Source organism: Rhizobium giardinii bv. giardinii H152 (genome assembly GCF_000379605.1).
GTDB classification, from domain to species: Bacteria; Pseudomonadota; Alphaproteobacteria; order Rhizobiales; family Rhizobiaceae; genus Pararhizobium; species Pararhizobium giardinii.
The window spans coordinates 1-1,004 of sequence record NZ_KB902678.1 but is presented as its reverse complement, the minus strand read 5'-3'; the positions used below and the strand labels follow the sequence as shown (position 1 = coordinate 1,004).

Annotated in this window: 1 protein-coding gene and 1 pseudogene; both read right to left on the bottom strand. The window is 58.6% G+C overall.

Features of this window, described 5'->3' with window-relative positions; genetic code table 11:
- A partial coding sequence (locus tag A3AY_RS0115285) for a lyase family protein (protein ID WP_018326526.1) occupies positions 1 to 653 on the bottom strand: 653 nt, incomplete at its 3' end.
- An 83-nt stretch (positions 654 to 736) separates the two neighbouring features.
- Positions 737 to 1,004, bottom strand: a pseudogene (locus tag A3AY_RS40155) (aminotransferase class V-fold PLP-dependent enzyme); the annotation flags it as partial.

The following is a 1,004-nucleotide window of genomic DNA, read 5'->3' as shown; positions in this document are numbered from 1 at the left end:
AACGCCTGGAATTCTTGTCCCAAGGTCATTGGGACGGCGTCCTGAAGCTGGGTTCTGCCAAGCTTGATCACGCCCGAAAACTGATCCGCCTTGCTCTCAAGTTCGCTCGCCAGTTGGCCAAGAGCACGCTGCAGCGTTCCCTGGGAGAGCAGGATCGCCACCCGGATCGCCGTGGGGTATACGTCGTTCGTGGATTGGGCGAGGTTGACGTCGTTGTTTGGGTGTAGGTCGGCATACTGTCCGCGTGGCAGCCCCATGATTTCCAGGCCCCGGTTAGCGATGACCTCGTTGACGTTCATGTTGGTCGATGTGCCCGCCCCGCCCTGGAAGACATCGAGAGGGAATTCGCCCATATGGTGCCCCGCGACAATTTCTTCGCAAACCGCGCATATCACATCGGCTTTGGCGATATCGAGGTCGCCAAGTTTAGCGTTTGCTCGCGCTGCCGCCATCTTCACGTAAGCCAGAGCCCGAATGAAGTTTGGAAAGTGACTGATCGAGATACCTGAGATCGGGAAGTTGGCAATCCCTCGCGCCGTTTGCGGTCCATAATAGGCAGCCGTCGGAATGCATACCGGCCCAAGCGAATCTCTCTCGATGCGTTCAATTGTCGGAGCCCTGGTCAATTTGCTTGGTCCTTTGCTAATGCTCATGGGAAATCGCGTTTAGTGCGTGAATGCCCCGGCCATCCCAGGCGGTCGAATGCCCGTGCGCCAATGCGCTGAAGCGACCGAACCTAGGCCGCCTGCGTCGATTGGCCATTTGCCTGGCGCCGAGTGCGTATGACCTCCAGAAGGCGGTCTATGTCCGAGGCATTGTTGAACATTCCAAGCGAGATCCGCACTCCGTCACGTTCCGGCGAGACGCGGACGTCGACGGATGCAAAGTAGTCCACCCATTCATCTGCAGGGAGTGCCGCCACATAGATGTGGGGCGCGCGAACGGCTCGGTCGCGAGGTCCTACCAATGGGATGTTCAATGCATCAAGGCCGGCGATCAGCCTG